Origin of the sequence: Amycolatopsis sp. cmx-4-83 (genome assembly GCF_046548815.1) — a bacterium.
Classification (GTDB): Bacteria; Actinomycetota; Actinomycetes; order Mycobacteriales; family Pseudonocardiaceae; genus Amycolatopsis; species Amycolatopsis pretoriensis_A.
Genome location: NZ_JAEBEF010000005.1, coordinates 431693 through 455899, shown reverse-complemented (window position 1 = coordinate 455899; position 24207 = coordinate 431693). Strand labels below are relative to the sequence as shown.

General features: G+C 70.1%; 15 protein-coding genes. 9 read left to right on the top strand and 6 right to left on the bottom strand.

Features of this window, described 5'->3' with window-relative positions; genetic code table 11:
• Nucleotides 1-29: 29 nt before the first annotated feature.
• Nucleotides 30-824, bottom strand: coding sequence for an SDR family NAD(P)-dependent oxidoreductase (locus ACLJQM_RS17935; RefSeq protein ID WP_410632073.1), 795 nt, complete (start codon nucleotides 822-824; stop codon nucleotides 30-32).
• Between the two features lie 102 nt (nucleotides 825-926).
• Here ACLJQM_RS17935 and ACLJQM_RS17930 point away from each other — a divergent pair, with 102 nt between their 5' ends.
• Nucleotides 927-1751, top strand: coding sequence for a helix-turn-helix transcriptional regulator (locus ACLJQM_RS17930; RefSeq protein ID WP_360765241.1), 825 nt, complete (start codon nucleotides 927-929; stop codon nucleotides 1749-1751).
• Here the strand turns inward: ACLJQM_RS17930 and ACLJQM_RS17925 are convergent.
• Nucleotides 1743-2951 carry a low temperature requirement protein A gene (locus ACLJQM_RS17925; protein ID WP_360765244.1) on the bottom strand — a complete coding sequence of 403 codons (1209 nt, stop codon included), beginning with the start codon at nucleotides 2949-2951 and terminating at the stop codon, nucleotides 1743-1745. The genes ACLJQM_RS17930 and ACLJQM_RS17925 overlap by 9 nt on opposite strands.
• Nucleotides 2952-3069: 118 nt before the next feature.
• Here ACLJQM_RS17925 and ACLJQM_RS17920 point away from each other — a divergent pair, with 118 nt between their 5' ends.
• From ACLJQM_RS17920 to fxsT (ACLJQM_RS17905), 4 genes are all read left to right on the top strand, one after another.
• Nucleotides 3070-3984: an effector-associated domain 2-containing protein gene (locus tag ACLJQM_RS17920; protein WP_410632072.1), complete on the top strand. Its 915-nt coding sequence runs from the start codon at nucleotides 3070-3072 to the stop codon at nucleotides 3982-3984.
• Nucleotides 3985-4072: 88 nt separating this feature from the next.
• Nucleotides 4073-5599, top strand: a complete 1527-nt coding sequence (locus ACLJQM_RS17915) for an effector-associated domain 2-containing protein (protein ID WP_410632071.1) — start codon at nucleotides 4073-4075, stop codon at nucleotides 5597-5599.
• Nucleotides 5577-6641: an AAA family ATPase gene (locus ACLJQM_RS17910; RefSeq protein WP_247018970.1), complete on the top strand. Its 1065-nt coding sequence runs from the start codon at nucleotides 5577-5579 to the stop codon at nucleotides 6639-6641. Before ACLJQM_RS17915 ends, ACLJQM_RS17910 begins: the two co-directional genes overlap by 23 nt.
• Before the next feature lies 1 nt (nucleotide 6642).
• Nucleotides 6643-10863 (top strand): FxSxx-COOH system tetratricopeptide repeat protein, encoded by a 4221-nt coding sequence (gene fxsT / locus ACLJQM_RS17905; RefSeq protein WP_410632070.1) that lies wholly within the window; start codon nucleotides 6643-6645, stop codon nucleotides 10861-10863.
• Between the two features lie 4 nt (nucleotides 10864-10867).
• Here fxsT (ACLJQM_RS17905) and ACLJQM_RS17900 read toward each other — a convergent pair whose 3' ends face one another.
• The gene (locus ACLJQM_RS17900) at nucleotides 10868-12652 is read right to left on the bottom strand and encodes an aKG-HExxH-type peptide beta-hydroxylase (RefSeq protein WP_410632069.1); all 1785 of its coding nucleotides are present in this window, start codon (nucleotides 12650-12652) and stop codon (nucleotides 10868-10870) included.
• 638 nt (nucleotides 12653-13290) lie between these two features.
• Here ACLJQM_RS17900 and ACLJQM_RS17895 point away from each other — a divergent pair.
• The 4 genes from ACLJQM_RS17895 (at nucleotide 13291) to ACLJQM_RS17880 (ending at nucleotide 20807) form a co-directional block, all read left to right on the top strand.
• Nucleotides 13291-14733 (top strand): effector-associated domain 2-containing protein, encoded by a 1443-nt coding sequence (locus tag ACLJQM_RS17895; RefSeq protein WP_360765259.1) that lies wholly within the window; start codon nucleotides 13291-13293, stop codon nucleotides 14731-14733.
• Nucleotides 14734-14806: 73 nt separating this feature from the next.
• Complete coding sequence (locus ACLJQM_RS17890; protein WP_410632068.1) at nucleotides 14807-15808, top strand: AAA family ATPase; 1002 nt, start codon at nucleotides 14807-14809, stop codon at nucleotides 15806-15808.
• 1 nt (nucleotide 15809) lies between these two features.
• Entirely contained in the window at nucleotides 15810-20234 is a 4425-nt protein-coding gene (fxsT, locus tag ACLJQM_RS17885; RefSeq protein ID WP_410632067.1) for an FxSxx-COOH system tetratricopeptide repeat protein, read from the top strand.
• Between the two features lie 315 nt (nucleotides 20235-20549).
• The gene (locus ACLJQM_RS17880) at nucleotides 20550-20807 is read left to right on the top strand and encodes a hypothetical protein (RefSeq protein ID WP_410632066.1); all 258 of its coding nucleotides are present in this window, start codon (nucleotides 20550-20552) and stop codon (nucleotides 20805-20807) included.
• A 61-nt stretch (nucleotides 20808-20868) separates the two neighbouring features.
• Here ACLJQM_RS17880 and ACLJQM_RS17875 read toward each other — a convergent pair whose 3' ends face one another.
• The 3 genes from ACLJQM_RS17875 to ACLJQM_RS17865 all read right to left on the bottom strand — a co-directional run bounded on the left by ACLJQM_RS17875 (nucleotide 20869) and on the right by ACLJQM_RS17865 (nucleotide 24176).
• Entirely contained in the window at nucleotides 20869-22707 is a 1839-nt protein-coding gene (locus tag ACLJQM_RS17875) for an aKG-HExxH-type peptide beta-hydroxylase (protein WP_410632065.1), read from the bottom strand.
• Nucleotides 22708-22709: 2 nt separating this feature from the next.
• Nucleotides 22710-22898 (bottom strand): hypothetical protein, encoded by a 189-nt coding sequence (locus ACLJQM_RS17870; RefSeq protein WP_247018985.1) that lies wholly within the window; start codon nucleotides 22896-22898, stop codon nucleotides 22710-22712.
• 99 nt (nucleotides 22899-22997) lie between these two features.
• Nucleotides 22998-24176 (bottom strand): TetR/AcrR family transcriptional regulator, encoded by a 1179-nt coding sequence (locus ACLJQM_RS17865; protein ID WP_410632064.1) that lies wholly within the window; start codon nucleotides 24174-24176, stop codon nucleotides 22998-23000.
• Between the last annotated feature and the right edge of the window lie 31 nt (nucleotides 24177-24207).

Sequence of the window (24207 nt, the reverse complement as noted above, 5' to 3'; positions counted from 1 at the left end):
CCGCTCCGGCGCCAGTGCGGGGGGTGACCTTACGCCGTAAGGCGAGCTGAAATCTCCCACAGCTCCCGCGCGCCGGCGTGGTCCGTGCGCCGTTCGAGCCGGGGCCGCTCGCCGTTCCGGCCGCCTGGGCCGACGTAGGCATTTCCCGGGACGTCCTCGGTCGCGGCGAAGAGGATGGGGAGTGCGCCGTACTCGGGCTTCTTCTGCGCGATCACCGGGTAGAGCGCCTTCATCAGCAAGGCGAGGGGGCGGTCGAAGTGCCGATCGAGGCCGGTGCGCGCGACGCCGGGGTGCGCGGCGACGGCCCGGACCGCGCTCCCGGACGCCGTCAGCCGCCGCTGCAGCTCCTGCGTGAATAGCAGGTTCGCCAGTTTCGACTGGCTGTAGGCGCCCAGCGCGGAGTAGCGGCGGCGCTCCCAGTTCAGGTCGTCGAGACGGAGCCGTCCCGTCCGCGCCAGCCCGGACGAGACGGTGACGACCCGGCCGGTGACGTGCGGCAGGAGCAGGTCCGCCAGCAGGAACGGGCCGAAGTGGTTGACGGCCATGTGCGTCTCGAAACCGTCCGCGGTCTTCGCGTACGGCACCGCCATCACGCCCGCGTTGTTGATCAGGACGTCGAGGCCGCCGGACCAGCCGGCGGCGAACTCCCGCACCGAGGTCAGGTCGGCGAGGTCGAGGCGCCGGACTTCGGTGTCGCCCGGCGGCGGCGTGACGCGGGCGGGGTCGCGCACGGCGAGGACGACGCGGTGACCCCGGGCGGCGAGTTCGCGGGCGGTGGCGGCGCCGAGGCCGCCGTTGGCGCCGGTGATCAGGTAAGTGCTCATGGACTTGAGCGTCGCGGCGCGCGCGGGGGCGCGGCAGAGCGCGCCGATCGGGGGACCGGCGATCCCTGGGTACGCGGGTCCGAAGCGTCGATAATCGGGACCGTGAACCGCGCCGACCTCGCCGACTTCCTGCGCCGCCGCCGGGAGGCCCTGCGCCCGGACGACGTCGGCCTGCCGCCCGGGCAGCGCCGCCGCACCAGCGGGCTGCGCCGCGAGGAGGTCGCGGCGCTCACGGGGATGTCCACCGACTACTACACGCGGCTGGAGCAGCAGCGCGGGCCGCGGCCGTCGGAGCAGATGCTCGCCGCGATCGCCCGCGGCCTGCGCCTGACCCTCGACGAGCGCGACCACCTGTTCCGGCTGGCCGGGCACACCGCGCCGAGCCGCGTGGCGCGCACCGACCACGTCAGCCCGGCGCTGATGCGCGTGCTGGACCGGCTGCACGACACACCCGCGCAGGTGATGTCGAACCTCGGCGAAACGCTCGTGCAGAACCCGCCGGCCCGGGCCCTGCTCGGCGACGAGACCGGCCACACCGGGCCCGCGCGCAGCGCGAGTTATCGATGGTTCACCGACCCGGCCGAGCAGCTGCTCTACCCGCCGGCGGACCGCGCGCGCCACGGCCGGTTCCTGGTCGCGAGCCTGCGCGCGGCCAGCGCGACCGACCCGCGCGCCGCCGGCCTCGCGCGGCTGCTCGCGGCGAAGAGCGCGGACTTCGCGACGCTCTGGGAAGCGCACGAAGTCGCGGTGCCGTTCGAGCACCGCAAGACGCTCGTGCACCCGGGCCTCGGCGAGATCGCGCTCGACTGCCAGCTGCTCTTCACCGACGACCTCGCGCAGCTGCTGCTGGTCTTCACGGCCACGCCCGGCACCGAAGACGCGGAGAAGCTGCGGCTGCTGTCCGTCGTCGGCCCGGAGCTACTGTGAATGCTCGGCGTGCACCTGCTTGCGCCACTCGGCGAACCGCAGGCGCTCGAACCCGATGAGCCCGAGCACGACCGCGGCGACGACCAGCAGCAGCACCGCGGCCGGGACGTGCTCCAGCAGCGGCGTCGCCGCGACCAGCAGCACCCCCAAGACCAGCCGCTGGTGGTTCCAGCTGCCCAGGTTGCGCTTGCGCAGCGCGCTCAGCGCGATCAGGTAGAGCCCGAGCCCGCCGGTCAGCGTCCAGATCGGCACCCCGTGCAGCGCCTCGCCCGGCGAGTGGTGCTCGGTGTCGGCGATGTACAGGAACGCCTTCTTCAGCCCGAGGGCAACGAGCACGATCCCGGCGATCAGCGGCAGGTGCAGGAACGTGTAGGAGTCGGTGGCGAGCTTCGTGCGCTCGGTGCCCTCGGCCTGGGTGAGCCGGTGCTCGGACACGCGCGCGACGACGTCGAAGTACGTCCACCACATCCCGGCGGCCAGCGCCAGCCCGCACACCGCGCCGCCGGTGACCAGCCACGACATCGGGAGCGACCCGATCCCGATGCCGATCGCGACGATCGACTCCCCGAGCGCGATGATCACGATCAGCCCGAACCGCTCGGCGAAGTGCGCGGGCGCGTTCAGCCGCCACCCTTCGGGCCCGGCGAGGTAGACGTTGAGGTAGTCGGCCAGCAGCGCGGCGACCCACAGCCCCAGCTGCCACGGTCCGCTCAGGAAGGCGGCGACGCCGAGCAGCCCGACGGAGGGCAGCAGGCCGACGAACATCTTGAGCAGGACCTTCCGCAACCCGGGGTCGTGCTTCGCGGCGCCGAGGTAGGCGACGAGGTGCAGCAGCCGCACGAGCGCGTAGCAGGCGACGAACAGCACGGGCGCGTACAAGCCGCCGGGGAAGTCGACAAACGCTTCGGGGATGGTCAGGGAAACGAGGAACATCACGGCCATCGCCCCGAACATCGCGAGCCGCGCGATGCCGTGGTCGACGTGGATGGTGTTCCCGAGCCAGGCGTAGCTGCACCAGCACCACCACAGGACGGCGAGCATGGCCAGCCCCTGCCCGACCCCCACCGGGCTCAGGTGGTCGGCCATCAGCTGGGTGGTCTGGGTGATGGCGTAGACGAAGACCAGGTCGAAGAAGAGCTCGATGGTGGAGACGCGGTGGTCCTCGTCCGCGCTCACCAGGTGCAGGCGTGTCGTTGGCACGCCGAATTATGGACGGCCGGCCCCCGCGAGCGGCGCGTTTCGGGGTAACGCCCTGCGCGAACATGGCCGAGTGTGCATACGTCTGGGACACTGGGTGCGGGACGTGGGGAGGTGGGTCGTGCATTCCTATGCGGCCGCGCTGCACCGGACGATCATGGCCGTGGACGTCGCCGGGTACAACAACCCGAGCCGCACCCTGGCCCACCTGCGAGAAGTCCACGAGGGCCTCTGGCGGGTCCTGCGCACGACGTTCGCCGAAACGGGCATCCCCTGGGACTCCTGCTACGTGGAGAACACGGGCGACGGCGCGATGATCCTGCTGCCCCCGGACATCGCCAAGGCGGACCTCGTGGCCCAGTTCCCGGCCCGGATGCGCGACGAACTGCGCCGCTACAACCACGTGCACGCGGAGGAGGCCCAGGTCCAGTTGCGCCTCGCCCTGCACGCGGGCGAAGTGGCGGAGGGCAGCCACGGCCGCGTCAGCAAGGCGGCGAGCTTCACGTTCCGCATCCTCGACGCCCCGGAAGCGAAGGCGGCGCAGAAGGAGTCGAAGGCCGACCTGGTGCTGATCACTTCGGACCTGCTGTACGAGGAGGTCGTCGCCCAGGACGCGGCCGCCGACCCGGGAGCGTTCCGCCGCATCCCGGTGCAGGTGAAGTCCGGCGAACGGCCCGCGTGGGCGTGGCTGCGCGTGTTCGGCCGCGTGAACGGCGTGGTGGTGACCGCGCCGAAGGTGGCCGGCCGGGGGACCTTCCCGGCGTTGATCGACGCGCTGCTCGCCGTGCCCTGCGTGCGCAAACCGGAAAGCCGGCGGCTGCTGCTGGAACTGTTCCCCCGCCGGGAGATCGCCGACGTCGTGCCGTACCACGCCGAGGATCGCCTGCACGTCATCGCGCTGGCGCGCACGTGCCAGCGTTTCGACGGCGGCCTGGGGGAACTGCTCGACGCGGTCCGGACCATCGAGCCGGAATCCCCGCAGGTCACCGCGCTGGCCGCGATCATCGGCGATTGGCCGGAACACCGGCCGCGCTGACGCTTGTCCAGCTTTTGCCCCTTTTTCCCCGGGTTCCGGTCGGTAAACTCACGGTCCCGAGCGCACGCCGGGGGAGGTGGTTCGTCACGTGTCGGCCGGTGAACGGGTTTACGGGCCCGGACGCGAATTCCGCTACCGGCCGGGCACCACGGTCTCGGTCCGGGAAGCGATCGTCAACGTCCTCGCCGGAGCGGGTTTGGCCGTCGATCCCGCCGGCCGCGCGTTGCTGCTGCACCTGATCGACGACAACCTCGGTTCGCCGTTGGTGGTCCCGGATCAGGTGACCGGACGCGATCACCTGATCGAAGTCGTCAACGCCTGCGCGAAAGCGGATGGCGGAATGGTCGCGCTCGCCGACGCCGTCCGGATGATGCGGCCGGAATCGCGCGAATCGGATCAGGTGCGGCGGCTGGTGGACCAGCCGCGCATGCACGACTTGCTGCCGGAACCGGAACTGTGGTGGCTCCGCGCCCGATTGCTCGGCGTCGTCCCGCCCCGGCTGAGCGCGCTGCTCCGGCGAGCGGCCGGACCGGCGGATCCCCCAATCGACGTCCGCGACGCCTGGGACGCTTTCTGCGCCCTTTCCGACTTCAACACCCCGCCGGACGGCTTGCCGCCCGCGCTCGCGTTCGTCGAATTCGTGGCCGGGAAAAGCCCGCCCGGGCTCGCCGGTGAACTGCGGCACTGGAATGCGGTGCAGGCACGGCGGTTGCAGGCCGAAGCGGGATTGGCCGCGTTGCGCGCGGAACGGGAGCCGGATTCGCCCGCCGAGTCGCGGCTGCACCTGATGATCGTCGTCCAGCCCGACGGCATCGACCCGGGACGCCACCTGGTTTCCTACTGGCGCCAGGACGATCCGGAAGAATGGCCGCCCGCCCGCGGTGGTCTCGACACGGTGACCGGGGACCAGCTCGAGCGCCACGTCGACACGCTCGTCGTCGAAGCGGAAAACGCGTGGGCGGAGTACCGCGGCGAAGTCCGCCTCGAGTTCGTCCTGCCGAGGTCGTTGCTTAACCTGCCGGTGCACCTCTGGTGCAAAGAACACGAAACCGGCGATCCGCGGCCGTTGTTCCTCGATTACCCGATTGTCGTGCGGTCGCTGGAACGGATGCGTTCACGGCATTGGCACCGGGCCTGGCGGCTGCGGTGGGAAGCGATGATGACCGATCCTTCGGCTGAACGGGTGTATTTCTGCACTTCCGAAGACACCGGTGAGCGGCACCGGCTCGACGCGATACTCAGTGAGGATCAATGGGTGGTCATGGTTCTCGCGGCCGCGCCGGCATCGCGGCCGAGACCGGGGGAAGACGAACTCGCGGCGGGATTGCGGTCCGGGCTCCCCGCACTACTATGGCATCCCGAGGCGTCGCTGGATCTCTTGCGAGAGGTGGTCACGTGGCTGGTCGAAGGCGGTGCTCTCGGCGACCTTCCCGCTCGCGTGCAGAAATCGCGGTGCGCCGCTTTTCGGAAAACGACCATTCCGCCGGACCTGAGCGTCGTCCGGAATCTGGTCGTCCTCTGGGACGATCCGGCGCGCGTGGTTTTCCTCGACAGCCCGCCGTTCCGGCCGGGCTCGCCACCCGGGAGCGCCGATGAACGAGGACGAGCATCCTGAACGGCCGCCGGGCTGGTGGGTCTACCGCGGCACCGGGATCCCCGCACCCGAGCGGGCGGACCTGCTCCCGCCCCCGCCGCCGTGGCGCGAGTTCGACGGCGGGCCGTTGCTCGACGACGTGCCGGCGCCACCCGGCGACCGGGAAACGAAACGGCGGCTCGGCGGCGCCAGCACCGAATCGGTGCCGCGGGCCGACATCCACGAAGTCGACATGGTCAACGCGGCGCTCTACCTGCGCCGTCCCCTCCTCGTCACCGGCCGGCCGGGCAGCGGGAAGTCCAGCCTCGCCTTCCGGATCGCCCGTGAACTCGGGCTGGGCCGGGTCCTGCAGTGGCCGATCACTTCGCACACCACGCTGAAGACGGGGACGTACAGCTACGACGCCATCGGTCGCGCGCACGCCGCCGGCTCGCGGTCGGCGGCAGCCGGCAGCGGGGCAGGAGAAGTGGCGGAGCCGCCGATCGGCGACTTCGTGCGGCTCGGTGCGCTGGGCACCGCGTTCCTGCCCCGACGGCGGCCGCGGGTGCTGCTCATCGACGAACTGGACAAGTCCGAAGAAGAATTGCCCAACGACCTGCTCAGCCTGTTCGAGGACGGCGAGTTCGAAATCCCCGAGCTGGTCCGGATGGCGCGGCGCACACCGGTGGTCGAGGTCTTCACGGCCGATCCCGATTCGACGGCGGAGATCATCGGCGGACAGGTGCGGTGCCACGCGTTCCCCATCGTCGTGATCACCAGCAACGGCGAACGCGACTTCCCGCCCGCGTTCCTGCGGCGCTGTCTGCGCTACGAGACCAAGGACCCGGACGTCGACCAGCTGGCCGCGATGGTCGCCGCGCACATGCTCGACCCGGCCGACGCCCACCGGTCGCGGATCATCGAAGAGTTCGTCAGGCGGAGCGAAGCGTTCGGCGGGCTGCCGGTCGACAAGCTGCTCGAAGCCGTCTACCTCGCCACTTCCGGGGCCTACCGCGAAAACGGCGCCTCCTGGGAGCAGCTGATGGACGCGCTGTGGCGGCAGTTGAACTCCTTGGTTTCCTGACGTGGCACCGGAGCCACCCGACGTCCCCACCGTCGCCGAGCTGAGCTGGAGCGAGGTGGGCGACGCCGTGTGGCTCGCGATGGCGATCGGGGACTCGGCACCGCGCGCCCACCCGGAGTTCGAGTCGCCGGACCCCGCGGTCGAAGAAGACGAACGAGCGCACGGTTTCCCGGAGCCGCCGGAAGAACCGGCCGGGCCGGTGACCCCGCCGCTCGGCCGCCCACCCGACCGGATCGTCACCGCTTTGGCGAAGAGCACGGAAATCCTGGGGGCGTCCGGCGCAGCGGTGTCCGGCCCGGTCGGGTTCCTGCCGGAGGCCGCCGCGATCATCCGCGCGCTCCGCTCGCTCAAGCGGACCCGCCCTTCGCGCCACGAAGAAGACGTCGTCCTGGACGAAGAGCTGACCGCGGAAGACGCGGTGCAGGACGACCTCTGGCTCCCGCGCACGAAACCGGCCATGGTCCGCGGGCTGGACCTGACCGTCGTCGTCGACTCGAGTCCGTCGATGGCGCTGTGGCAGCCGACCGTGACCGCGTTCCTGACACTGCTCCGGCAGCTCGGCGCGTTCCGCTCGATCCAGGTGCGCCTGCTCGAAACCGGCAAGCGCGCGGACGACGGGGTGCCCGGGCCGGTGTTGCGGGGCGGCACTCCCGGCGCGCCCGAACGGCAGCCCGCCGAGCTGCTCGACCCGTCGGGCCGCCGTCTCCTGGTCGTGCTGACGGACGGGATGGGCGAGTCCTGGCACCAGGATTCGGTCGCTCCGCTGCTGGCCCAGTGGGGACGGACCATGCCGGTCGCGGTCGTCCAGGTCCTTCCGCAGCGGCTGTGGGGCCGGGCCGGACCGCAGCTGCACCAGGCCAGGCTGACGACACCGGGCCCGTTCCGGCCGAACCGCCGTTACGGCCTCGAACTCCCGGACGCCTGGCTGACCGGCGAAGACCCGGAGACGGCGGGCGCGGGCGCGGTGCCGATCCCGGTCGTCGAACTGGATCCGCGGTGGCTCGGCTGGTGGGCGCGGACGATCAGCCGCGCGCAGCCGGACCCGGTGCAGGCGGTCGTGCTGCTGGCCCGGGCCCAGCCGCAGCCGGCCGAGGCGTGGGACGGGCCGGTGTTGTCGGCGCAGGACCAGGTGAAGCACTTCCACGGTGTCGCTTCGCCCCCGGCGTTCCGGCTGGCGACGTTGCTGGCCGCGGTCCCGGTCAGCCTGCCGATCGCCCGGTTCGTCCAGGCCGAAATGGTCCCCGACGCGGACACGGCCGACCTCGCGGAGGTGCTGGGCAGCGGCCTCCTCGACGTTCCGGCGACCCTCGAAGCGGGCCAGGGCTGGGACGAGCTCGTCTACGAATTCCCGCTCGCGGTCCGGGAAGCCCTGCTCGCCGCCGGCCGCCGATCCGACACGGTCCAGGTCGTCCGCGCCACCGGCGGCCGCTTCGGCGACCGGCACCCGGTCCTGCTCCGGGTCGCCGCGGCGCTGGAGGACCCCGAACACGCGCCACTGCCGGAAGCCGACACCGGCCTGGCCGCCGGCGTCGCACTCGAACGCGCGGTGATGCGGGCCTTGTCCGGCCCGTACGCCGGCCGCGCGGATCGCTTGCGCCACTGGGAATCCGAGCTGGGCGCGCAGGTGCCGGGCGAAGTGCCGGACCCCGGATCGACGACCGAGAACCTGGTCGCCGACGTCCACGAAGAAGCGGCGGACTCCCGCCAGCGAGTCCGCCAGCTGACCACGGACGCCCCGGCGGTCTGGGGCGCGGTACCGGCCCGCAACCCGGACTTCACCGGCCGCCAACGGCTTTTGGCCGCCTTGGCGCACGACCTCCACAACGGCGGCCGCGCGGTCCTCCACGGCATGGGCGGGCTCGGCAAGAGCCAGATAGCGACGGAGTACGTCTACCGCAACCTCGACCGCTACGACCTGGTGTGGTGGGTGAGTGCCGCACAGGAGACGCGGATCCGTGCGTCGCTGACGGAATTGGCGCGGCAGCTCGAATTGCCCGGTGCCGCCGAGACAGTCACCGCGGTGCCGGACGTTCTCGAGGCCTTGCACCAGGGCAAGCCTTACCGGCGGTGGCTGCTCGTGTTCGATGCGGCCGACGATCCCGAGATGGTGCTCCCGTTCCTCCCGGCGGAGGGCCCAGGTGAGATCTTGGTGACGACCAGGCACCTGGAGTGGCCCGAAACCTTTCCCCCGCGAATCGAGGTGGGGCCGTTCACCAGGGCGGAAAGCGTGGAACTGCTCTGCCTGCACGACCGGCAGCTCGATGCGGAGCAGGCTGATCGGCTGGCCGGGCGCCTGGCCGACCTGCCGCTCGCGCTCGCTCAAGCGGCGGCGCTGCGGGTAGAAATCGAAATGCCGGTGGACGAGTACCTGCGCCGGTTCGAGGAGAAGACCTCAGAAATCCGCGAGACATCGACACCGACCGAGTACGAGGTGCACGTCGCCGCCGCCTGGAACGTGTCGTTCGACGAGCTCGGCACCCGCAACCCCGCCGCGCACCAGTTGCTGCAGGTCTGCGCCTTCTTCGCCCCGGAACCGATCTCTCGCAGCTTCTTCACCGGAGCGCGGCGGTTGTCGATAACTCCGGAGCTCGACACGGCCATGCGCGATCCCAGCCGGCTCGACCAGGCTCTGCGCGACATCCACCGGTGGGGATTGGCGAAGGTGGATCACCGGTCGGACACGCTTCTGCTGCACTGGCTGGTTCAGCTGGTGCTGCGCAACCGGATGAGCGACGAACACCACCACAGCATCCGCCACGATGCTCATCTGCTGCTCGCGAACCGCGACCCGGATGATCCTGCGGAGCCGAGCCTCTGGCCTCAGTACCACATGGTGCTGCCCCACATCTACGCCGCCGAACTGATCGACTGCGACGACAACCAGGTGCGCGCCCTCGTGCTCAACTTGGTCAAGTTCTTGTACTTCTGGGGTGACCACACGGGTGCGACGGTGCTCGCCCGACGGGTGGTCGAGGCGTGGACGGACCGGTTCGGCGAAGCGGACCCGTTGACGCTGGAGGCGTCGGAACGGCTCGGGTTCTTCCTTTGGTCGCTGGGGCGCTACGAGGAAGCGGAAGTGATCAACAACCGGACCCTCCTCCTCTACCAGCAGCGAGAGGCCACTGGGCGGCGATCGGAGAAGACCCTGAACGCCCAGGTGGCCGTGGCCGCGGTGCTGAAGGCGCGCGGCGACTTCGCCGGTGCGCGCAAGCTCAACCTGGCGACCTACCACGAAGCTGCCGCCGTCTTGGGCGCCGGCGAACCCACGACCCTGACCGCCGCACACGACCTGGTCGTTTCCCTGCTCCTGACCGGTGAGTACGACGAGGCCGGACGAATCGGCGAAGACACCTGGTTGCGGTGCTCGGAGGTCCTGGGGCCGGACAACGCCGCCACCATCAGCACCCTGAACATCTGGGTGATCTGCCGGCGGGAAATCGGCGAATACACCTGGGCCAGGATCGAGCAGCAGAAGATCGTCGAGCGGGTCCGCCGTCTGGTCCGTGACGAAAACGCCGGCGTGGTCCGGCGGGAGTACCACCTCGCAGTGGCGCTGCGGAAGGATGGTCAGCACGAGGCGGCGCTGGCCTTGTCGCGAAGTACCCTGGAGCGCTTCAAGTCCCGCTATGGCCTCGGCAACCCGAACACCCTGCCGTGCGTGCTCGCGCACTCGATCGATCTCCGGTGCGTCGGGGAGCTCGACGCGGCGAGAGCTCTCGGACAGCAGGCGGTCGACCTCTACCGGGTGAGTCTCGGTCGTCGGCATCCCCACACGCTCGTGGCGGAAGTCGACCTCGGTGTGACACTCCGCCTGTTGGGCGCCCCGATGGCGGCACGGGACGGGGACGACCACGCGCACCACGACCTGCGAAGGATTCTCGGCGCCGATCACCCGCACACGATCGCCGCGGCCATCGAACTCGCGAACGACCGGGCAGCCGTCGGCGATCGGCGGTGGTCCGCCGAGCAACTGCTGGCCATCGACACCGAAAACCTCGCGCGGGCTCGCCGGACGCTGGGCGAAGACCACCCGGTCACCCTGGCTGTCCAGCTCAACCGGGCGCTCGACCTGCACGCGGCCGGACGGAGCCGCGACGCAGCGCCTCAGCACCAAGACGTCGTGGCCCGCTACCGCCGGGTGCTCCGCGCCGACCACCCGATGACCGTGTCCGCCGAACGAGGGGTCCGAGCCGTCTGCGACATCGACCCGACGCCACTCTGACCGATCACCAGGCGGCGGAGAGCCAGCGTGCGACGTCTTCGGTAGCGGGCTCCGGCGCCGATCGCCCGCGGATCCCGCGGTGGACGGCACGTACCACTTCGGGCCGTTCGAGGAGGACTGTCGCGGCAGCCTCGTCGCCGGTGACGCGCAAAGCGAGGCCGAGACCGATCAACGCGGTCGGCGCGTCCGGATCGCTGCGCAGTTCGGTTCGATATGCCTCGACCGAGTCCTCACCGCGGCCGTCCACCAGCGCGAAATCCGCTTCCGTGGCGCCCGGTACTTCCCGCCAGACGGCCTGGGCGCGGCGCGCGCCGTCGTCACCGAGGCGGACTCGGAGCAGATCGGCACGTGCGTTGGCCCAGTCGCCGTCGGCCTCGGTCGTCAACGTCGTACCCACGTCCTCGATCGCGGGACCGGGTTCCCCGCGCAGCCAGCCACCGACGATCAGCTCGATCGCCTCCGGCGCCGGCCGTAGGTGGCGGAGCCGCCAGCCGGCGTGGTGGTCGGCTGCGATCAGGTCGGACCAGTGCTCGGCGATCGCGAGGACCTCGTCGTGCCGCCAAGCTTCCGCGCGCTCGGTGACGTGTGCGAGGAATCGTCGCCCCGGCTCGGTCAGCGCCTCGTCGGCGTGGACCGTTTCGAGGGTCCGGACGACCTGGTACCGCCAGTGGGCGTACTCGAACGCCGCCAGTACGTCGTCCGGCTGCTCGGCGCCCAGCGCGCGGTAGAACTCCGCGACCGCGAAAAAGGCGTAGATACCGTGCACGACTCCGCCGAGCGGCCGTGGGTCGTCCCGCCACGGGGCGTAGAGCCGCTCCGTCCGATCGTCGTTGTGCAGCCGTACGACCTGTAGCAGGCCGCCGAGCCGGATGTGCTGGAACTCGTGCACCAGCGCCGCGGCCAGGGTGACCGGGTCCTCGGGACGGGAGATGAGTGCGCTGCCGAACGCCTCGCCGCTCGACGCACTCGGCAGCCGGAACGGGAACGGCGGTCTGGGCACGATCGTGTCGAGACCGGCGGGCAAGGCCTCGGCGAATCCCGGGAGAAGCCGGTCGATCAGGTCCCAGGCCTCGCCGAGCAGAGCGCGCCAGGTGACGAGATCTTCGGGTCTCAGCCGGTCGGGTGCCATCGGACCGAAAAGCCCGCGATAGGGGTCGACGTCGTCGAGCCGGACCGAGAACCGCCGTCGTCCGGTGCCCAGCTCCGCGGTGCGGATTCCCTGCCAGCCGGGCGCGTCGGCGGTGGGGTCGGCCGGGAGGACGACGACCCGGTCGCCGGTCCTGATCTCGATCCGGCCACCCGAGGAATGCAGCTCCGCGGTCTCGCACTCGGGAGCATCGCCCAGTTGGACGAGGCCGAGCGTGGGCAGGGTGACGTCTCCGCGCCACACCGGCACGCTCGTGCGGAAGTTGCCGACCCGGGCTCGTACCGCGGCGGCCGCGGCAAGGCTGTAGATGTGTCCGATGTGGACCCACAGGGGACGGGGGTCGGTGGTCAGCTGCCGGAGCAGGCGCGTCGTGTGACCCGCCCAGCTGCCGGTGTAGGGGTGGGTGAGCACCTCGTCGAGGGCGGCCGGGTCGGTCTCCTGAGCGAGGACGAGGAGGTCCCAAGCGCGTTCCGGGGAGGGCAGCGGACCACTGAGGGACGGAGCGGCCGCCACCTTGTCGATGATGTCCCGCAGGAGGAGGAGCCGACGGCTGCGGTCCGCGGTCCGCAGCCGCCGAACCAGGTCCGGACCGCCTTCGGAACGTGCCAGAAGGTCGAACTCCGCCCAAGTGAAAGTGTGCATGGCGGATTCGGGAGAGGTGTTGCCTGAGGGGAGCACGGTCAGTCCTTCGAGAAGCGGCTTTAGTCGACCCGTTTCGCTTGACTACCGCTCGCCGTCACGGGAATGTACGCGGCTCGTTCGGCTGCGTGACGGACGGACTTGTGCAGCGCAGCGGAGTCGAGATCCCGCAGCTGGGAGAGCGGAACCGCGCTGAGGTCCAGGAGTTCGGACTCGATCTCCGGTCGTTTCTTGCCGCCCGGCGATCGCATCGCGATTTCCCCTCTCTCGAGAACCCGCTTGGAGGCGCGCGAACGCTAGCACACGCCCCCGCTCACCCCTTCGGTGTGGGCTGCCCCCGCAGCTTACGCCGGATGGTGCAAAGAATCCGCCGTTTTCGACGGGCCGGTTCGCGGTGTGGGACGGCCCGGGGGAACGGTCGGACAACCGGGCACCTCGAGGCTGGTTCCCCCGGCTGAGTGGCCGATTCGTCACTCTCCTGTAGCTCGGGCACGCCTGTGTCATGTTTTTGCCCTTTTACGGTTACGCCGAACAGGTAAACTCACGATCTTCGGTGCGCTTCTCGGGGGTGGGAGGTGGTGCGGCAGGTGGCGGCGAGGCAGGGGCAGCCCGGCCCGGGTATCGCGGTCCGCCGGGCAGTGGTGGACGTGCTGGTGGTCGCAGGCTTCGCCGACGACAAATCCATCCGCACCCTGATGGTAGGCGAACTGCGCGAAGCGCTCGACCACCCGTTCACCTTTTCGGACCAGTTGACCGGCCGTGACCAGCTGATCGAAATCGTCTCTGCGTGCTGCCGCCTCCGTGAGGGGCTCACCGTGCTCGCGGGCGTGATCGAGTTCCTCCGCCCCGGCAGCAAGGAATGCGCCGAGGTCCGCGCCCTGGTTTCTTCGGTCAGGATGCACGAGGTCGTGCCGGAAGCCGAACAGGAGAAACTGCGGGAACGGCTGGCGGGTTTCGCGCCGCCGGGACTCGGGACGGCCGTGCGCCGCGCCGCTCGCTACGTCTCTCCTCCGCCGCGCTACGAAGACGCGTCGGCGGCCTTCTCCGGTCTTGCCGACTTCAACGCGGGTCCCGGGGAATTGCCGCCGCTGTTGATGTTCGTCGAACTGATCGCGGACGAGTGCGAACCCGCCCTCGCCGCAGAACTGCGCGCGTGGTCCGACGGGCAGGTCCGGCGGCTCCGGCTCCGGGACGCGCTGGACCAGCTGCGCGCAGAACTGACGGTGCCCCGGCCGGCACCGGGCCGGCTGTACCTCGTCGTGGTCGTGCGGCCGGATCCGATCGACGACGACCTGTACGAGTTGTCCTCGTGGCGGCAAGAAGATCCGGCGGACTGGCCGCCCGCCTGCGGCGAGACGGTGCGGGTCCGCGAGAGCCAGCTGGAGCGCCACGTCGACGTGCTGGTGGCCGAGGCCGAAGAGGCCTGGTCCGAGGTGGTGGCCGACGTGGTGGTCGAATTCGTCCTGCCGCGTGCCTTGTTGAACCTGCCGGTGCACGCGTGGGCCACGGAGCGCGCTTCCGGTTCACCCAAACCGTTGTACCTCAGTTACCCGACCGTGGTGCGTTCGCTGGAACGGATGAGCTCGCCGCGCTGGCATCGCGTGTGGCGGCAGCGTTGGGAGTCCTGGACTCGTGATCCTTCGTTCGAACGGGTGTATTTCTGCAGCGCCGATGACAGTCCCGATCGACTTCGGCTGGAGGCTGTTTTGAGCAATCGGCAATGGGCGATGGCGGTGCTCACCGAATCGCCGCCGGTCAGGGCGACATCGGGCGGGGACGAGCTTTTGCCGGCGTTGCGAGCGGGGGTCCCGGTCATCGTCTGGCACCCGTCGGCCTCTTCGGAAGTCGTACGCGAAGTGGTAGCCTGGCTAGCCGAAAGCCGTGGCGGATTGGGGGATTTGCCCGCGCTGGCGAGGGAGTCTCGACTGGAAGCTCTTCGGAATCCGCCGTCCCCGGGCGATGGTGGTGTACTCACGGACCTGGTGGTGCTATGGGACGACCCGAATCGGTTGCTTCCCCTCGGCGAAACCGGGATCATCGGGCACCTCGAAGGAGGTGCCGATTCGCGTGACCGAGCTTCCTGACACCCGGATCGGTGCGTCACAGCATCCGGACAGTCCGCCCGATTGGTGGATTTACCGTGGTACCGGTCGTCCGTTGCACGACATCAGGCTGGCCGACCGGCTGCCGGCCCCACCTCCGTGGCGGACCTTTCGGGGAGCCGCGCTTCCCGAGCGCGACGTCTTCCCGCCCGACGACGGGGAAGTCGAGCGCAAGCTGGGCACGGAGCTCAGCTACTCCGCGCGGACCGTCGACGAGCACGAAGTCGAGATGGTCAACGCGGCGCTGTACCTCCGCCGTCCGTTGCTGGTCACCGGCAGGCCGGGGAGCGGCAAGTCGAGCCTGGCCTACCGGATTTCCCGGGAACTGGGACTCGGCCGGGTGCTCCGCTGGCCGATCACTTCGCAGACCACGCTCAAGTCCGGCCTCTACGACTACGACGCGATCGGCCGGGTCCAGGCCGCGGCCGCGTGGAAGGAAATCGCCGCCTCCGGCGCGGGAACCCCGGGGGAGGTCCCGATCGGCGAGTTCGTCCGGCTGGGTGAGCTGGGCACGGCGTTCCTCCCGCGCAGGCTGCCGCGGGTGCTCCTGATCGACGAGCTGGACAAGTCCGAATCGGATCTGCCGCACGACCTCCTCGGGTTGTTCGAAGACGGCGAATTCGCGGTCCCGGAGCTGGCCCGGGACGCCCGGCGCTCGGTGCGGGCCGAGGTGTTCACGGCGGATCCGGGGTACAAGGCCGAAATCGAGCACGGCCGGGTCCGGTGCGCGGCGTTCCCCGTCGTCGTCATCACCAGCAACGGTGAACGGGAATTCCCGCCCGCGTTCCTGCGCCGGTGCCTGCGGCTGGAAACCCGGGAGCCGGACGCCGACCAGCTCGCGGCGATGGTCGCCGCGCACGCCATCGACCCGGACGGCCACCGGGCCGCGCTGATCGAAGACTTCGTCACCCGCAGCGCGACGGTGGGCGGCCTGCCGGCCGACAAACTGCTCGACGCGATCTTCCTGGCGACCTCCGGCGCCTACCGGCCCGAGACCGACGCCTGGCCTCGCCTGGTCGATTCGCTGTGGCGCCAGCTCAACCCGCAGGGGCCGTGAGATGCCGGACCCCACCGCGGGCGAGCCCGACCTGACGTGGACCGAACTCGGCGACGGCCTGTGGCTCATGGCGGCGATCAACGGGACCGCGATGCCGGCCCCCGGACCGGCGGAGCGCCCCGCGCGACCGGCCGCACCGCCGCCGGACCCGGTCGAAACCCGGCGGGAAGGCCCCGAACCGGCGGCACGTGACAGCGACGAACCCGAACTCGTGCCGGCCGCCGGCGGAGGTGGTCCGGCCCCCGGCCCACCGGCGGACGACCGGGAATGGCTCACCGAGCGGGCCGCCGGAAACGGCGGTCTGCTCGCACGCGAGCCCGGCGCCGGCCGGGCGGACGTGGAACTCGCCGAAGTGGCGACCGCGCCGGTCCTGCCCGGGGCGGCCCAGCTCGTCCGCGCGTTGCGGCCCTTCAAGCGGAAAGTCGCGTCCAAGAGCGACGCCGACGTCGAACTCGACGAAGAACGCACCGCGGAGGAAGCGGCGCAGAGCGAAATGTGGCTGCCGATCACCCGCCGCCGCCGCGACCGCTGGCTCGACCTCACGCTCGTGATCGATTCGACGCCGTCGATGGCGCTCTGGACCCCCACCGTGAACGCGTTCGTCCGCTTGGTGGAACGCGTCGGCGCCTTCCGGTCCGTCCGCGTCAGGCTGCTCGAGACGGGCAAGACCGGGCCCGCGGAAGGCGGCGCGGTCGTCGGCCCCACCTTGCGCGGCGGGACGGCCGACGCCCCGGCGAGGGGGCCGGGGGAACTGATCGGCTCGGCGGGCCGGAGCTTGCTGCTGCTGGTCACCGACGGCGTCAGCGACGCGTGGCACCGGGACCTGGTCTCCCCGATGCTGGCCCGGTGGGGGCGGGCGATGCCGGTCGCGATCGTGCACCTGCTGCCCCACCGGCTCTGGTCGCGCGGCGGGATGGGCGTCCGCCAGACGGTGCTCACCTCACCGGGCCCCCTGCGCCCCAACGGGACTTACGACGTACGTTCAGCCGACGCGCTGCTGGACCCGGAGGAAGCCGAGGAGCTCACGGCCGGCGCGGTGGCGGTGCCGGTACTGGAGCTGCAGGACCGGTGGATCGGCTGGTGGGCGTCGCTGGTGACGGGAGTGGGCGGCGTGGCGCGGAAAGCCGCGGTCGTGCTCGCCCACGACGAGCCGCGCCCGGTCGATGCCGAGGCCGGGGAGCGGGTGGAGCGGTCCGCACGGGAGAAGGTGCAGCACTTCCACAGCTCGGCGTCACCACCGGCGTTCCGGCTGGCGACGCTGCTCGCGGCGGTACCCGTGGACGTCGGCGTCGCCCGGACGCTGCAGGCCGAGCTCGTCCCGGGTTCCGGCCCGGACCACCTCGCGGAGGTCTTCACCAGCGGCCTGCTCGAGCGAGCCAGCGACGGAACACCGTGGGACCGCTCGCAATGGGAATTCGCCGGCCACGTGCGCCAGCTGCTCCTGCGCGGCGCCCGGCGTTCGGACACGGCGCACGCGGTGATCAGCGCTTCCCGCCGCTACGGCGACCAGATGCCGGTGCTGGTGCGGCTCCAGGCCGCACTGGCGGCCCCGGACGCCACCCCGGACCCCGTTCTCCCGGCGGCGACGCCCGCGGAGATAGCACTGGAACGTGACCTCATGCGTGCGTTGTCCGGCCCGTATTTGTCCCGGGCGGATCGGTTGGAGAGTAGAATCGCGGGCATTGGTCAGCTCGGCGATCGAACCACTAACATCCCGGCGGTGAGTGACACGATGTCGCAGGAACTCAAGCCGATGGGTTCCGCGAGTGAACCTGAATCCGTTGTCCGCCCCGATGCCGGGACCGCGGACATATCCCCGTCGCCCAGCGAGACGCCGCCGGCTCTGCGCACGAAGGTCGTCCGCGAAGTTGCCGACATGACCAGTCGAAGCGTACGCCGATCTGGTGATGAAGCACCACCCGTTTGGGGTGTTGTCCCACCGAAAAACCCCAATTTCACCGGGAGACGTGAACTACTCGATCAATTGGGCGAGCGGCTGGGTGCGGGCACCACCGCTGTCCTGCCTGCGGCGTTGCACGGAATGGGCGGCATTGGCAAGACGCAGATGGCGGTGGAATATATCTACCGGCACCTGCAAGACTACGACATCGTCTGGTGGATCCAAGCCACCCAGCCCACGCAGATCCGCAAGTCGCTCACCGAATTGGCCCAGCACCTGCGGCTGCCGGGCGCCGACGAAGCCATCACCGCGGTCCCGGCGGTCCGCGAGGCACTACGGCTGGGCCGCCCTTACCGTCGTTGGCTGCTGGTCTTCGACTCCGCCGAAGACCCGGACATGGTCCGGCCCTTCTTCCCGGTCGACGGGCCCGGTCAGATCCTGGTGACTTCCCGCAACCCCAGCTGGGCCGGTATCGCGCGACCGCTCGAAGTCGCCGTCTTCCAACGTGACGAAAGCAAGAACCTGCTCAGCCTCCGCCGCTCCGCACTCGCGGACGAAGACTCCGACCTGATCGCGGAGAAGCTCGGAGACCTGCCGCTCGCGGTCGAGCAGGCCGCCGCGTGGCTCGCCGAGACCGGCATGCCGGCGGATGAGTACCTGCGGCTGTTCGACGAGAAGGTCACCGAGATCCTCGACACCTCCGCCCCGAGCGACTACGAGGTGTCGGTCGCCGCCGCGTGGAACGTGTCCTTCGACGAGCTGAGCTCCCGCAGCCCGGCTGCTCACCAGTTGCTGCAAGTCTGTGCCTTCTTCGCGCCGGAGCCGATTTCCCGGAGCTTGTTCGCCGGGGTCCGTGGGATCTCCGTCGCACCCGAACTCGATTCCGCCCTGAGAGACCCGATGCGGCTAAGTCGCGCGATCCGCGACATCAACCGCTACGGTCTGGCCAAGATCGACCACCGGAGCGACACCCTCTTGCTGCACCGGTTGGTCCAGCTGGTGTTGCGCAACCGGATGGGCGACCAAGACCGCATGGAAATGCGCCACGGTGCGCACCTGCTGCTGGCGAACCTCGACCCGAACGACCCCGCGGCAACGCAGACGTGGCCGCGGTACCAAGAGATCCTGCCCCACATCTATGACACCGAATTGACCCAGTGCACCGATCCCTGGGTGCGGCAGCTCGTCATCAACCTTTTCAAATTCCTCTACCACTGGGGTGACCATCAAGGAGCGCTCGCGCTTGCCGAGCGGACGGTGAAAGCGTGGGCGACGGATCGGGAGGAACGCCTCGCCCGCGGCGAGGAACCCGTTGAAGACCCGCCCTTGCTGGAGCTCAGCGCGTCCGAACGGTTGGCGTTCTTCTATTGGGTCGTCGGGCGCTACGACGAAGCTGAAAAAGTCGCGAAGGAGACGCGCCGACGTTACATCGAGGCAGTCGGGCCGGAGAGTGAAGAAACGCTGACAGCCCAGCTCACTTATGCGCTGATTTTGAAGGCGCGCGGCGATTTCGCGGAGGCGCGGAACCGTAACAGGGAAATCTACGAACAAGCCAGAGGCCTGTTCGGGGACGACGATCCGACCACCTTGTTTTCCGCGCACGAGTTCATTGTCGCCCTTCTGCTGACGGGCGAGTACGAAGAAGCATTCGAACTTTCAAAAGAAACGTACGCCCGCAGGGCCGAAGTCTTCGGTTACGGCAATGTCCTGACGATCAACACGCAGGTGTTGCAAGTTTTGGCGCGCCGAGAACTCGGGCACTATCCATGGGCGCGCATCGAAATGCAACGCATCGCGGAACGCGCGGAGCAGCTTTACGGCGGCCACAGCGTCGGCACGCTTCGGCGTCGTTATTTCGAGTCGGTGGCTTGCCGTAAGGACGGCGACCACGTCGCAGCATTCGAGATTTCGAGTGATGCGCTGAAGAAGATCCGCGGTCGCTACGGCGACAGTCACCCGAACGCCATGGCCTGTGCGCTGGGGCATTCCATCGATCTCCGGCACGCGCGGAGGTTCGCCGACGCCCGCAAGCTCGGCGAAGAAGTTTACGACCTCTATCGCGAGAACCTCGGGGAAAAGCACCCGCACGCTCTGTCGGCCCAGCTCGACCTCGGGGTGACCCTTCGGCTCAGTGGTGACCCGGCCAGCGCCCGGGTCGTCGACGAGAAGGCGCTGGCGGGAATGCGGGAAGCCCTTGGCGAGGATCACCCGCACACGATCGTCTGCGGGATCGACCTGGCGAGCGACCTCTTCGCACTGGATCGGGTCGCCGAAGCGGCGGCCATGGATTCCGACCTGCTGGACCGTGCCCGTCGTGTACTCGGTGACGACCACCCGACCACGCTTGCCGTGCAGCTCAACCGTTCGCTGGACCTGCGAGCCCTGGGCGAGGCGACCGAGGCGGACGCGCTCTACGAGGACGCGCTTACGCGGTATCGCTTGGTGCTCGGCGAAAACCACCCGGGTACCGAGTCTGCGTTGCGAGGCATCCGCGCGGACTGCGACATCGACCCGATGCCGATGTAGCTGCGCGTCGAGCCGGCCGGGGGCGAACGATCTTCGCCGCCCGGCCGGGCATCGCGTTCGAACGGCACGTTTCCGCTCCGTAGTCCGGTGTCAGTTCAACCGGACAAGTCGATCACGTCTGCTGATCGTCAATTCTTTTGTGAGAGCTGGATTCTCATCCGGTTGATTCCGCGTGCAACTCGCCACAGACAGAATTTCCACGCTCACGAACCCGTCGAATTGGAGCTCGACGCGGAAAGGGGCGCCACCTGGTGCAACAGGTGACGCCCCGGCACGACGACCCCGACGCCTCACAACGACAGGAGCACAGCCGCAATGCCCAAGACTATCGGCGATGAAGGCCGCAGCCCAGATCGACCACCTGATCACACCGTTTGGTGGGCCATCGTCGAGGTCCTGACCAGCGCAAAGCTGTACCGACGCCTGGTCAAGTTGCTCTGCCTCGTCGGCGTGGTGATCATCGTGCTGGCGGCCTTGGCGGCGATCACGTTTTCGATGGCCGGCACGGACGCTCCGACCGTCTTCCAAGAGTTCGCGGCGCTCGTTCCCAGCTTCCGGCTCAAAGCCCACTAGCCGGGCTGCCTACTCGTCATCCAGCGAGGACGCACCCGAGCACTGAACCGACGGACGCCGGTCAATGCGTGAACCGCCCCAGCCAGCCGGCGATCGCCTCCACTGAAGGCGACCCTCCCGGTCCGCCACGCAAAGCTCGATGCACCGCCCGGACCAGTTCCGGGCGGTGCAGCAGCGCGCGGGACGTCGGCCCGGTGCTGCGCGCCGCGAGGGCCAGTCCCAAGCCGGCCAGGGCCGCCGGGTCGTCCGGGTCCGCCGCCAGCAGTTTCCGATAGCCCGCGGCGGCTTCTTCCGGCCGTCCGGCCACGAAGTGCAGATCCGCTTCCGTCGCGCCCGGGACCGCGGACCCCTGCGCGGCGAATCGCGCGGCGCCGTCCGGGCCGAGGCGGAGCCGGATCAGGTCCGTGCGGGCGTCCTGCCAGTCGCCGTCCGGGACCGGGGTCGGGACTCGTGGCTCGGGCAGCGTCGCAGTGGCGGACCGCGGCCGCGCGAGTCCGGCTCGCCAGGTCGCCGCCAGCTCCGCCACCACGCCCGGGTCGGGGCGGAGGTGCCTGATCCGCCAGGCCGCGTAGTGGTCTTCGGCGGCGAACCGCGCCCGGGCACGAGGGCCCGCGGCGACCGGCTCGTCCTGCCACGGGTCGACTTCGGCGGTGACACCCGCCAGGAATCGGCGGCCGGCCGTGGTGAGACTCTCGTCGGCGCGCACCACCTCGAGCGTGCGCCGGACTTGCTCGCGCCGCAACGCGAATTCGAAAGCGGCGAGTTCGTGGTCCGGTTCCGTCGCGGCGAGTGCGCGCCAGAACAGCGCCACGCCGAAGAAAGCGTAGATCCCGTGCAGCACACCACCGATCGGGCGCGGGTCGGCGCGCCAAGGTGCGTAGAGCCGCTCCCGTGGGTCGTCGACGCTGAGCCGGACGAGGTGGAGCAAGCCGCCCAGCCGGATGTGGTGGAACTCGTGCACCAGTGCGGCCGCCAGCGTCGCGGGATCTTCGCCGTACGCGACGATCGCGCTGCCGAACGCTTCTCCGGTGGACGCGCTGGGCAGCCGGAACGGGACGGTGGGCTCGGGCACGATCGAGTCCAGCCCGACGCGCAGGGTGTCCGCGACGGCGGGCAGGTGCTCGGCGAGCAGCGACCAGGCGCCGTCGAGCACGGTCCGCCACGATTCGACTTCGACCGGGCTCAGCCGGTCCGGTGGGATCGGCTCGTACAGCCCGCGATAGGGATCCAGGTCGTCGAGCCGGACTTCGAGCCGTCGCTCACCGGACCAGCACACGGTCTTCCGGATCCCGGACCACCCCGGCGCGTCGGCGGACGGGTGCGTCGGCAGTCGGACCACCGAGTGGCGGTTCCGGATTTCCACCCCGTCGCCGCCGCCCCGGACCGTGGCGACGGAAAACGGCGCGTCGGTGCGCAGCTGAGCCGAACCGAGCGTCGGCAGCGCGGCTTTCCCGTGCCAGACCGGAATTTCCGTTTCGAACGGGATCCCGGCGCGGACGGCGGCCGCGGCGGCCAGGCAGTGCACGTGCCCAACGTGCACCCAGAACGGGCAAACACCAGTGACGTCCTGCCGGTACAGCCGGGTCGTGTAGCCGGCCCAAGTTCCGGTGTACGGGTGGGCGAGGATCGTCTCGAGCGCTTGGGGCGCAGCGTGTTCGACACGAGCAAGCAGTTCCCACGCCGTTTCCGGAGACGGGAGCGGGTGGTACAGGTCTTCGGATTTCGTGACCACTTCGACCAGATTGCGGAGCAGCAGGAGCCGCCGGCTTCGTTCGGCCGCCCGCAGTTTGCGCAGTGGCCCGGAACCGCCTTCGCCGCGGGCGATCGCGTCGAAGTCCGACCAGAGCAGCTGGTGGCGGTTCAGTTCCGCGGCGGGATCGTCGGTTTGCTGGGAAATCATGGTCAGTCGACCCGCTTGGCCTCGCTCCCGCTGGCGGTCACTTGCACGTGCGAGGCCCGTTCCACCGCATGCCGCAACGACTTGCGCAGCTCGCCGCCCTCCAGGGTGCGGAGTCTGGTGAGGGAGACGCCGCCGAGGTCGAGGAGCTCGGATTCGATTCCGTCTTCTGCGCCGGAACGAGCTGCTTGCATCGCGCTTTTCCCCTTCCGCAGGGAGAGCGGACCCCGTCGGCCCGATTTCATTGTCCCGCATTCCGGGCCGTTTCGACAGGGACGGACGCCGTGCGCCGATCAGGCTACGTCGAGCACCGTGTGCAGGAGGGTCGTCAGCTCCGCCGCGAAGTGGGGGCGGGCCGCCACGCGACGGGTGCGCGCGAGGTCGTTTGCGATGGTCAGCGCCGCGTGGACGGTGATTTTGGCTTCCCTCGGCGGCAGGGACGGGCGGATCGCGGAAAGCAGCGTGACCCACTGCGCGACGTAATCGCGTTGCACGCGCAGCAGATCCGCTTTGTCGCGGTCGGGCATCGTGACGCGGTCCGCCGAGAACGACACCAGCAGTTCCGGCGTGTGCAGAATCGTGTGCACGTACGACTCCGCCAAGCGGCGCAGGGCCGAGCGCTCGTCCGGGGCCTGGAGCGCGCGCTCGGCCGCCAGCGCCAGCCGGTCCGCCGCGCGGTGGCCGATCGCCACCATCAGGGCGGCCTTGCTCGGGAAGTGGCGGTAGACGCTCGGGCCCGCGATGCCCGCCGCCGCGCCGATGTCCTCCATGCTCACGTCGTGGAAGCCGCGCTGGGCGAACAGCGCCGTCGCTTCCGCGAGGACCTGCTCGCGGCGTGACGGCGTGCCGAGCCCGCTCACCGGTGAAGACGGCGGTGCGGACGGCGTCGGGAGTGTGGCGTTCAGCACACCGAGAGCCAGCTCGACCAACAGCGCGGCGAACCGCCGGCGCGCCACCGACGTGTGGTGCACCGACACGCTGCCGAACACCGACAGTGCCGCCCAGCACAGCAGCTCCGCGTCTTCGCCGGACAGATCGGGGCGCTGGGCGAGCAACGCCTTCGACCACGCCGACAGCGCCAGCGCCGAGCGGCGGCCGATCTCCCGCTGGTCCTCCTTGGGCAGGTGGCGGCCTTCCCAGCGCCACAACGCCGCGATCTCCCGGCGCTCGACGGCCTGCGTCGCGAGCAGGCGGAGCAGGGATTCCAGCTGGTCGGCGGGCGGTACGGAGTCCGAGAGCGCTTCCGCTGTCGCCGCCTCCATGTCCTCGAAGCCGCTGAGGACGACGTACGCGAGGATCGCCTGCTTGTCCGCGAAGTGGCGGTACAGCGCCGGCCCGGTGACGCCCGCCGCGTCCGCGATGTCCTTGATGCCGACCCCGGGGAAGCCGCGCGCGCGGAACAGCTCCGCCGCCACCGCGGCCAGCTGGGCCTTGCGGTCGCGGGGACGCGTGGAGCGCTCGACGTCGGTCATGGTGAGTGAACGATAGCGGCTAACGGCACAC

Coding starts and splice junctions, on each gene's coding strand:
- ACLJQM_RS17935 (WP_410632073.1), bottom strand. CDS start 824: ATGAGCACTTACCTGATCACCGGCGCCAACGGCGGCCTCGGCGCCGCC.
- ACLJQM_RS17910 (WP_247018970.1), top strand. CDS start 5,577: ATGAACGAGGACGAGCATCCTGAACGGCCGCCGGGCTGGTGGGTCTAC.
- ACLJQM_RS17900 (WP_410632069.1), bottom strand. CDS start 12,652: ATGCACACTTTCACTTGGGCGGAGTTCGACCTTCTGGCACGTTCCGAA.
- fxsT (WP_410632067.1), top strand. CDS start 15,810: ATGCCGGACCCCACCGCGGGCGAGCCCGACCTGACGTGGACCGAACTC.
- ACLJQM_RS17880 (WP_410632066.1), top strand. CDS start 20,550: ATGCCCAAGACTATCGGCGATGAAGGCCGCAGCCCAGATCGACCACCT.
- ACLJQM_RS17875 (WP_410632065.1), bottom strand. CDS start 22,707: ATGATTTCCCAGCAAACCGACGATCCCGCCGCGGAACTGAACCGCCAC.
- ACLJQM_RS17870 (WP_247018985.1), bottom strand. CDS start 22,898: ATGCAAGCAGCTCGTTCCGGCGCAGAAGACGGAATCGAATCCGAGCTC.
- ACLJQM_RS17865 (WP_410632064.1), bottom strand. CDS start 24,176: ATGACCGACGTCGAGCGCTCCACGCGTCCCCGCGACCGCAAGGCCCAG.